Source organism: Synergistaceae bacterium (assembly GCA_017444345.1).
Lineage (GTDB): Bacteria > Synergistota > Synergistia > Synergistales > Aminobacteriaceae > JAFUXM01.
Window position 1 is genome coordinate 1 of the sequence record JAFSWW010000050.1, and the last position, 9518, is coordinate 9518.

The 9518-nt window shown below is 39.2% G+C and carries 9 protein-coding genes; 2 read left to right on the plus strand and 7 right to left on the minus strand.

The features are described 5' to 3' along the window. Window positions 1-360 precede the first annotated feature (360 nt). Window positions 361-1887: a glutamine-hydrolyzing GMP synthase gene (guaA, locus tag IJS99_03235; GenBank protein ID MBQ7560838.1), complete on the plus strand. Its 1527-nt coding sequence runs from the start codon at window positions 361-363 to the stop codon at window positions 1885-1887. On the opposite strand, the gene IJS99_03240 is transcribed toward guaA, so the two are convergent. The 6 genes from IJS99_03240 to IJS99_03265 form a co-directional block, all read right to left on the minus strand. Then, window positions 1820-2587, minus strand: coding sequence for a hypothetical protein (locus IJS99_03240; protein ID MBQ7560839.1), 768 nt, complete (start codon window positions 2585-2587; stop codon window positions 1820-1822). The genes guaA and IJS99_03240 overlap by 68 nt on opposite strands. Before the next feature lies 1 nt (window position 2588). Beyond that, entirely contained in the window at window positions 2589-3080 is a 492-nt protein-coding gene (locus IJS99_03245) for a hypothetical protein (GenBank protein MBQ7560840.1), read from the minus strand. A 3-nt stretch (window positions 3081-3083) separates the two neighbouring features. Further along, on the minus strand, window positions 3084-3632 hold the full coding sequence (locus IJS99_03250; GenBank protein ID MBQ7560841.1) for a methionine synthase: 549 nt from the start codon (window positions 3630-3632) through the stop codon (window positions 3084-3086). 25 nt (window positions 3633-3657) lie between these two features. Continuing rightward, entirely contained in the window at window positions 3658-4545 is an 888-nt protein-coding gene (metF, locus tag IJS99_03255) for a methylenetetrahydrofolate reductase [NAD(P)H] (protein MBQ7560842.1), read from the minus strand. Between the two features lie 73 nt (window positions 4546-4618). Then, window positions 4619-5038: an adenosylmethionine decarboxylase gene (locus IJS99_03260; protein ID MBQ7560843.1), complete on the minus strand. Its 420-nt coding sequence runs from the start codon at window positions 5036-5038 to the stop codon at window positions 4619-4621. 132 nt (window positions 5039-5170) lie between these two features. Further along, window positions 5171-7057, minus strand: a complete 1887-nt coding sequence (locus tag IJS99_03265; GenBank protein ID MBQ7560844.1) for a S9 family peptidase — start codon at window positions 7055-7057, stop codon at window positions 5171-5173. A gap of 232 nt (window positions 7058-7289) precedes the next feature. Here IJS99_03265 and folP point away from each other — a divergent pair, with 232 nt between their 5' ends. Then, the gene (folP, locus tag IJS99_03270; protein MBQ7560845.1) at window positions 7290-8465 is read left to right on the plus strand and encodes a dihydropteroate synthase; all 1176 of its coding nucleotides are present in this window, start codon (window positions 7290-7292) and stop codon (window positions 8463-8465) included. Here the strand turns inward: folP and IJS99_03275 are convergent. Continuing rightward, window positions 8462-9518, minus strand: a 1057-nt coding sequence (locus IJS99_03275; GenBank protein MBQ7560846.1) for a glycosyltransferase family 8 protein, incomplete at its 5' end; no start/stop codon positions are given. The genes folP and IJS99_03275 overlap by 4 nt on opposite strands.

Genomic DNA, 9518 nt, shown 5'->3' on the forward strand with positions numbered 1-9518 from the left:
ATTTTATAACTACTATTACATTATTATTTTTAAAATTCCCGGCATAAGCACTACAATCAAAAATTAATATCACGCATATAACTAACAAAAATTTTTTAATGTTTATACATTGACTACTTTAATAAATAAATAAATTTCACGCGAGAATTATATAATAAAGAAAGATTTTGCGCGCCCTCTCTATATAAACTCTATAAAATTTATTGATTCAAGAATTCTTATCCGGCAAAAACTTTCTGAGTCTTCCTATAAATTTATGTTATGCACAAGAAAATTTTACAGGCTATCAACGTAAAAATCTATAAGCATGTATAATTACGAGAAAAATTAATATTATTATTAAGGAGGACTCAAGAATATATGCACGAAAATATTTTAATAATTAATTGCGGCTCACAGTTCACTCAATTAATAGCGCGCAGACTCCGAGAAATGAAGATACACAGCGTTATTCTTAACTGGGACGTAAAATCGTCTGAAGTTGCCAAACTCGCTCCCAAGGGCGTAATAATTTCAGGAGGGCCTGACAGTGTAAATGACTCTGACGCTATAACAATTGATCCCGAAATTTTGCGAGTCGGCTGTCCTGTGCTGGGAATTTGCTACGGTATGCAGTTATTAACTAAATTAACGGGCGGAGTCGTGAGTTCCGGGAATTCTCAAGAATACGGAGTAACTAATATAATTAAATCCGGCGATTCTGATTTATTGAGCAGTCAAAACGAGTTCAAGGCCTTAATGAGTCACGGCGATAATGTTTCAGGACTTCCGGCGGGCTTTGCTGCTACTTCACGAACTAAAAGCGGAGTTATTGCCTCAATCGAGAATAAAGCAAAAAATTTTTACGGCCTTCAATTTCACCCTGAAGTAATTCACACTGAATGCGGGAACGAGATATTAAATAATTTCGCTTTCAAGATTTGCAAGTGTTCAGGGGACTGGGATTTAAGCGACTGGGTAAATTCAACAATTAATAATATACGCGAGACAGTGAAAGACTCAAAAGTTGTCTGCGGACTCTCAGGCGGAGTTGACTCGAGCGTCTCGGCAGTTCTTGTAAATAAGGCAATCGGCGAAAAACTTTACTGCGTGTTCGTGAATCACGGTTTAATGCGCTTGAATGAGCCAGAGTCAGTAATCGAATCATATAAAGCACTTGGCCTGAATGTAATATACGTTGACGCGTCAGAAAAATTTTTGAACGAATTGCGCGGAGTTACTGACCCCGAACAGAAAAGAAGAATTATAGGCCGGTTATTTATTGAAGTATTCGAGGAAGAAGCTAATAAAATTTCAGGCGTGAAATGGCTTTTACAGGGCACGATTTATCCCGATGTTATAGAGAGCGGCAATAAAAAGGGGGCAGCACTCATTAAATCACATCACAACGTGGGCGGACTTCCTGAAAAAATGAACCTGAAATTATTGGAGCCATTAAGGGATTTATTCAAGGACGAAGTTAGAGAGCTCGGCAAAATTATAAACATGCCCGAATCTATAATCAATCGTCAGCCGTTTCCGGGTCCGGGTCTTGCTATTCGTTGTCTGGGAGAAATCACGAAAGAAAGACTCGATAAATTACGAGCAGCCGACGCAATTTTTAGGGAAGAATTAAAGCGTGCAGGACTCTATAATGACATTTGGCAGGCGTTTTGCGTGTTATTGCCGGTTAAATCAGTCGGAGTCATGGGAGACAGCAGGACTTATAATGAAGTTGTTGCTTTACGGGCTATTAATTCACAGGACGCAATGACGGCAGAATTCAGCAGAATAGATTATGACGTTCTTGACAAGGTCGCAAAAAGAATCTGCAATGAAGTCAACGGATTAAATCGTATAGTCCTTGATGTGACTTCAAAACCTCCTGCAACGATCGAGTGGGAATAGCTTCATTATCACGTTTTTTGCTTGAGGCCGGCGGGAGTAATAAGCTGTTATTATTTTTCTCGTCGGTCTTAGCTGATTCTCCATTTCCAAACGATGCGAGCAATTTTCTCCCGTTTATGCTTAATATCACGCTGTCATTGTTAATCTTTAAGACTCTTGCATTAATCGCCGGAATCCTTCCGCCCTGACGAATTATAACGCCTTTAGAGTTCGGCAAATCGATAACTGCAATTTTTTCACGCTGTGATAATAATATTGCTTTAACAGTAACTCTTAACTCTTCAGAACTTCCCGGCATTGTAATAACATCGCTGCTTTTAGGTAATGGCGAACTCCCCGGGGCTGTATCGGGTACATTCTCTGCTAAATAACTTGCCTCATCATTAAATAAACGCCTGTTCATTTCGTTAATTGAAGCTGCCAAGACCCGCCCGCCCTGCCTCATTGATATTAAAGCACGGACATTATTAGCAAGCTGGGTTATCTCGCTGTCATTCCGTTGTGATAACGATGCAATTTCAGTGAATGAGTCCTGATATAAATCTGCAATTCTCACGGATCTATAATAACTGAATACTGCCCAAGCAATTCCGAGCGCTAATATAATAAATGAAAGAATACGCAAAAAAGGTGCCGGGTCTTCAGTTCTTACACCTGTTACGCTCTCCCATAAGATTTCTAAATTTTTCCGGATTTCCATGTTAATATGCCGTCAATGTTACACTAGCAATAATAAATAATGCCGGAGCGTCCTTATCTTTCTGGAGCTTAAGCTGTGAAATTTTGCATACAGTAGGCATTGCCCGCCATTCACCGAGAAGATTTATAAAGCTGTAATAACCGCCTCTCAAAACGAGATCTATATTTTTATTGCTTTGACGGGTTGTGAGAATATTTACATCGTTGTTTTCTGCCGCATGCCTGACATGTGAGTAGAAATCTATAATATCTGTCGCCGGCTTTATAGTGTCGAGATTTAGACCGTTCAATTTTTCGAGGTTATTTTTTGTTGCTGTGAGTGCCTCTATTTCCGTAACAAGTCCCTCGCGCTCATATTCCGTCATGTCATACTCTTCACGTAAATTATTCAATTCGTGAACGTACCACCATATAATAATCCCGACGGCAAAACATAAAGCAATAAAGACTCCGGCAAGTGTAAAAATTTTTTTTTCGTCAATAATTTCATGCATTTATTAAATCTCCCTGTGAGCAAGACCAGTTATAGCAGTGATTGATTTTATCGGGCTCATCATAAGAGAACGAGTTACAGATAAGCCGATTCTTTTCGTAGCATTAAGAATCATTATAATATCTTCAGTAACTGACATGCTTAAATCCCCGTAGCCCGGACTAAATCTTGAAGTCATGAATTCACCGTGTTTCAATCCCGGCTTAATCTCGGACTCGATAAATGAATCGCAAATCTCATCGACTAAGACAGAAGCACACGAGTCAAGAGCGAGTCCGTCAAGCATATTTCTTTGCTGCGCGATATTAATCTGCCTGTCGACTTCAGCACCGAGAGTGAAAGCAAGTAAATAGCACTCATCAGAACGGGAAGTCAAACGCGCAATATTTTCACTGTAAATATAAGCTCCGGCCAGCTCGATTCCTCCATCAAAATGAACAATCGGGAAGCGTCCATAAACAAAACGGGGCATTATAAAATTTTCCAGCTTAGAGAACGCCTCCCGAACTGTATTAATTAATTCGTCATCATGAGAATCAGGCGGGACTCTCATATAACGCAAAGAATCCCGTATTAATTTATCGCTGACCGTAAAGTGCATAACGCTTTGTATATAACACTGAACGAATCCCCGCATCAATTCTTCTGACTGTGTCGGCCTGATTCATTGTGTAAAGGTGAATACCGTCAACTCCGCGCGCAAGTAAGTCTATAATTTGCTCGATTGCGTAGGCTATTCCGGCCTCTTTTACTGCTCCTGCGTGATGTCCGTATGCATCAACAAATCTGCGTACTCTTTCAGGCACAGAAGCACCGCACATTTCTACGACTTTGGAAATTTGACCCGCTGAAGTTATCGGCATTATTCCGGCTATTATAGGCTGAGTTATTCCCAGTGAGCGCGCTCGTTCTCTCCAATGAGCAAAAATATCATTGTCAAAGAATAACTGCGAGATTAAGCCCTTCACGCCGAGATCACATTTTTCTTTCAGGTGAATCAAATCATCATCAACTGAATTTGCCTCGGGGTGCTTTTCGGGATAACACGCAGCAAAAATATCAAACTCGTCGCCGAACTCATTTTTTATGAATTTAATTAATTCTGACGCATGATGAAATTCGCCTAAATCTGACTCGTCTTTGAGATCGCCCCGTAAAGCTAAAATATTTCTGACGTTATTTTCTCTGAGCCTGATTAGAATCTCCCTGATATTTTGCTTTGTGCTGCCTACACATGTTAAATGAGCGACTCCGCAGACGTTATATTTATTCTGAATGCCTGAAGCTATTTCTACTGTATTATCGCGGCTTGTTCCTCCTGCTCCGTAAGTTACGCTGATTAAATCAGGATTAAAGCTCACGAGGCTGTCAATTACCGCATAAGTTCCCTCAAGTCCGGCCTTACCTTTAGGCGGGAATATCTCGTAAGTATAGCTCGGCAAAAGTCTATCAAAAAAATCATTCATGAATTATTTATTACTCCCCTCATGAAATTTTCTAAATATTATGCTAACTAGCTAAAATTTTCAAGTTATATAATCAGCTTTTCGTCGGCATTCCGTTATCCCTGTTTTCTTCCCATGTGATAAAAGAGTGATAGAACACTTTATCATTATCATCAAGCCCGCGCGTTATCTCCGTTATATGAATATGGGACGCATGAACTTGTTCAAGCACGTAATTTACTGCCAACATCGGTTCAGTATGAGCACCGCACGTGTAAATATCTAAGGCCATATAATCTGCTTCGGGCCAAGTATGTACGGATAAATGAGACTCGCTGATGACTACTACTCCGCTGACTCCATTAGGCGGAAATCTGTTAAACGACACTGACCAGACTTGAGCATGTGCACGTCTTGCCGCTTCGGTTAAGATTTCTTGCAGCTTTGAAACTTTAGTGATAGTGTCATCACAGCCAGAAACTTCGACGATATAATGAACACCCTTAGGGGACAAAGTGAATCAGCCTCCTGAATCATGAAAATGATAAAATTATGTAAAACTCTAAGATTTTATCACAAAATATAAAATAGCAGACTCGTTATAATTACTCGTTATAAATCAAAGCCTGCTAAGTGAATAAAAATTTTATCGCGAATTTAAATGTTTCCTGAAAAAGTTTTCTAGTTCCCTGTAAAAATCAAATCTATTTTCTTCGTTCTGAAAGCCGTGCCCCTCATTATCTTTGACCATATAGACGACATCTTTGCCTGCTTTCTTGACCGCATTAACAATCTGATCCGACTCGGCCTTATTGACTCGCGGATCGTTTGCTCCCTGTGCTACAAATAGGGGGATCTTGATATTTTCCGCGTGAAAAACGGGTGAGACTTCTTCAAGCAATTTTTTATCTTTCACCGGGTCGCCTATCATTTCATACTCCATGTCAAGAAACGGCTTCCAATAAGGCGGGATACTCTCTAAGAGCGTGAATAAATTTGACGGGCCGACATAACTCACTGCGCAGGCGTATAAATTCGGCGTAAAAGCTGCTCCGGCGAGTGCTGAATATCCCCCGTAACTGCCTCCGTAAATCGCGAGTCTATTCTTGTCCGCTATACCCTGACTCACTGCCCATAAAACGCCGTCAGTTATATCATCCTGCATTTTGCGCCCCCATTCTTTAAAGCCAGCTTGCCAAAATTTTTTGCCGTAACCCGTTGAACCGCGATAATTAATTTGCAGGACGGCCAAGCCCCTATTTGCTAAAAATTGAACCTCTGAGTCAAATCCCCATGAGTCGCGGGCACTCGGCCCCCCGTGAGGTATTACAACGAGCGGCAAATCTTTAGAGTCAACTCCTACAGGCAGCGTCAAATATCCATGAATTAATAAATTATCGCGAGCCTTGAATTCTATAGCTTTCATGGGAGCCATATTATTTTCTTCGAGCCAAGGGGACAAATCAGCAAGTTTTGAGAGTGAATTATCTTCACGGTTAAATAAATAATATGTCCCGCGTGTTTTATCGCTATAAGTCCGAACTATAATTTTGCGTTCGTCATCGTCCATATCAGTAACTGCTACTTCATAGGACGGGAAGAAATCTTCTAGTGATTTTTGCAGCTCTTCTCTGTCTGAGTCAAAAAATTTATAGTGCCTTTTATCTGTCAAATAAGAGACTCCGGTTATAATTTTGCGTTTCTTAGAGTGCATTAATCCCCCCGCGTCGACTTCAGGATGCTCAAAAATTAAATCAAGAGTCTTATTTGAGTCGGGATCAAATGTATAAATTGCTGTCTTATCCCGGCTTAAGTTGCTTGCTACATACATTAATTTATTGTCATATGCGAACATTAAAGGCGAGAAATCTTCTTTAAAATTTGTAGTGATTAAAATTTTGAACTCGCCGGACTCTTCTGCTCTGTATAATAGGCTTGTATTGACTCCGTCTGTCTGCATTGCCGCGCGTAAATTCCCGTCGTGATCAGTCATCCAGCCTGTAATATTTCCGGGATTCTCGGCAATTAAAGTTAATTCTCCCGTGTCAATATCGCACCTGTAAACGTCAAAAACTTCGGGATTTCTGCGATTCATTTCGATTAACATGTGCCGCGGGTCGTCTTCTAAGTCGTCAACAATCTCGGCTCTAACTTTCTCAAACGGTGTCAAATCTCTTGCGTTATCTCCTGTTATGTCAGTGATATAAACGTGGTAATTCTCATCGCCCCCAGAGTCTTGAGCATAACAAATTTTGCTGCTCCCCTTCCAGAAAAAGCCCGATATATCCCGTTCAGCTGCTGAAGTAATGCGCTTTTCGTCCCCTGTTGAGAGATCCCGCACATAAACGTTCATTCTATGCTGCCAAGGCTTAAAGAATGCTAAATATTTTCCGTCGGGAGAAATCGAGAAGCCTGCATTTTCCGGATTCCTGAAAAAATCTTCCATAGGCAACAAAGGAGGCACTGAAGCAAAGACCGCAGCAGCCGGACAAATACACGCTATAACAAGCGCAAAAAACATTATTCTCATCATGTGAACGAGACTCCTTTCATGTTATGAAAATGTTTATTGATTGTATCACGTAAATTCTATAAAATATAAATCACCGGGATAAAATATTTCTGAAAGATTATAAATTATCGGGAAAATATAAATTTTACAGCTACATTTACAGCTACAAGAATTATTTATTATTTCAGTAACAGCAATGATTTACACGTTAAATTTTTTTGCTGCTGATAAATTTTTTACGGAGGCGATTCACTTGCAAGTTTACCCGCTGAATATCTCAAATTATAATGACGTTAAAGAAATCTGCTCGCGAATCAAGACAGATCCGAGGGCACTCGCTTATTTACAGCCTAAGAGTAAAATTTTCCACTTTTACTCAAAAAATATAGACTTCAGGGCGGCGGCTTTCTTGAAACAAGAGTCTTTATCGCGCGGAGCTGATACAATCGTTACTAAACATGTTATTGACTGTAAAGCAAACACAAGCGACGTGCTTATAATGGGTACTGCCTCACAGATAAAAAATTTACTGGCAAAATTAAACTCTATGGACTGCTGGGGCTTGAAAGAATTTCGCGAGAAACTTTTTAAAGCATTCACAAATATAAATATTCAAGAATTCACGATAAAATTACGCAATAAAAATTTAATTCTCAATCAAGACACAAAATTAATGGCAATAATAAATTTAACGCCTGACTCATTCTACGAACACAGCAGGATAAACGAGTCAAATATTTTAAATCAGGCTCAAAAATTTTTGTCAGAAGGCGCGGCGATTCTCGATTTAGGAGCGGAGTCAACACGTCCCGGGGCAAACGCAGTCACTCAGGATCAAGAAATTTCACGGCTTATTCCGGCGTTAAAAATTTTGCGCAAAGAATTCCCGGATATAATAATCTCTGTAGACACTTATAAAGCTAACACCGCAAAAATCGCAGTTAGTGAGGGAGCAGATATTATTAACGATATTAGCGGCTTTGCTTTTGATAATAACATGCTGAAAACTTTATCAGAATTAAATACGAGCTATATACTTTCACACACAGAAGGGACTCCGGGGAATATGCGCGATTATGAAGGCCACGAAAATATTATAGACGACTTAATAAATTATTTTGCCGGAAAAATTAACATTCTAAAAGAGTCAGGCTTCACGGGGGATATTATATTAGATCCGGGACTGGGATTTGCTAAATCTTCACGCGATAATCTTACAATAATAAAGCATATAGAGAGCTTGAAAATTTTCGGACTTCCTATTTTAGTCGGACATTCTCGCAAAAGATTCACGGGCGGAAGTTTGGCGGGGACTCTTGCTGTAACGAGTCTGCTTTCAGGGCGGGTGAGTCTCCTGCGAGTCCATGACGTTAAGGAAAATCACGAGGCTTTATTAATTGCTAAGGACGTGAACGAGTCAAATTTTTAGCGCGAAAATTTATATTTAACCTGAACAATAAAATATTTTATAAACATACATGGCACTGTGAGAATATAAAGTATACTAGGCAATCTAATTTTTAGTGAATTTATTAGACGCTTGACACATTGACCGCCCCCTGGGTGAATATAATGAGCTGAAGATATATTAATTTGTGCTAATTTATCAATGAAATCATGTATAGTAATGTCTTCTCCCCATGCACTTTTTAGATACATGCGCCAGTAAATTTTTTCGTGCTCTCTGCCTGTAAAACCTTCCCACGGCTTCCCGCTATGCATATGGACAACAGAATCTGAAATATTTTGCGAGAGGTCATACATATTAAATTTGGAGTCTAAAATTTTAATATCTCCCTTAAAAATTGCATTTATAGCGTCCTGATCTACATCTACAGTAGGAGTTATAGAATTATACTGTTTCTTCCATTGTATAACTCTTTTGAAAAAATTTCCGCCCGCGTTAATTTTCTTAATATTCATTAAGAGTACACCTGAATTAATATATTTTCTTTTATCAATACCGCATAATTTTAATTCTATATTCCGTACTGACAAATTAGAAAATTCATAAACAATTACATCAAGAACTCCGCCGAGAGACTTATTTTCTAAGTCAATATCCCATAATTCGCGTATATCAAGATTTACAACAATATCGCAATCAAGATAAATTGCCTTGTTTAAATTATTCAATATTTGCGGGATAAATGTTCTGTAGTAAGCAGCTATAGTTAATTTCTTGGAAAATTTTTTTACTTCATCTGTGAAATTATCACTATACTCTGTCATATCATGAAAATTTATTTCCTGCGAATATTTCTGTGCTGTCCTGATAAATTTTTCTCGGTTGTCTTGAGTCAATGTCTCGTCATGCAATAAATGAATTGTTACCGGGCTTGAAGTATTCTCAAAAATTGATGTCATTGTTACTCCTGCGTGCTGTGAATAAGTCCCTGAAGGATCGTGTACTGCTAGTGCTACGTGAATTCTTTCACCTAAATTTGGACATGCGTGCAGGTTGGGCGTTGGGCGTTGGGCG

Coding starts and splice junctions, on each gene's coding strand:
- guaA (MBQ7560838.1), top strand. CDS start 361: ATGCACGAAAATATTTTAATAATTAATTGCGGCTCACAGTTCACTCAA.
- IJS99_03240 (MBQ7560839.1), bottom strand. CDS start 2,587: ATGGAAATCCGGAAAAATTTAGAAATCTTATGGGAGAGCGTAACAGGT.
- IJS99_03245 (MBQ7560840.1), bottom strand. CDS start 3,080: ATGCATGAAATTATTGACGAAAAAAAAATTTTTACACTTGCCGGAGTC.
- IJS99_03250 (MBQ7560841.1), bottom strand. CDS start 3,632: ATGAGAGTCCCGCCTGATTCTCATGATGACGAATTAATTAATACAGTT.
- metF (MBQ7560842.1), bottom strand. CDS start 4,545: ATGAATGATTTTTTTGATAGACTTTTGCCGAGCTATACTTACGAGATA.
- IJS99_03265 (MBQ7560844.1), bottom strand. CDS start 7,057: ATGATGAGAATAATGTTTTTTGCGCTTGTTATAGCGTGTATTTGTCCG.